This is a genomic window from Streptomyces sp. CBMA123 (assembly GCF_014596465.1).
GTDB lineage: Bacteria > Actinomycetota > Actinomycetes > Streptomycetales > Streptomycetaceae > Kitasatospora.
In genome coordinates, this window is record NZ_MECK01000599.1 from 1 (window position 1) to 223 (window position 223).

Consider the following 223-nt stretch of genomic DNA (forward strand, 5'->3'; position numbering starts at 1 on the left):
TACAGACTCTGTGTTCCACGCCGAAGCAGTACTAACAGGCCCTACCGAATGTGCCGAATAGTCAACGTTCCACCCATGAGCAACCGTGCAGAACACTCGCCTGCAAGCGGCATATTGCTCCTTAGAAAGGAGGTGATCCAGCCGCACCTTCCGGTACGGCTACCTTGTTACGACTTCGTCCCAATCGCTGGTCCCACCTTCGACGGCTCCTCCCCTTACGGGT

1 rRNA gene is annotated in these 223 nt (G+C 56.5%); it reads right to left on the reverse strand.

What is annotated here, in order from left to right:
* Positions 1-125 precede the first annotated feature (125 nt).
* A 16S ribosomal RNA gene (locus BG452_RS37980) occupies positions 126-223 on the reverse strand; the annotation flags it as partial.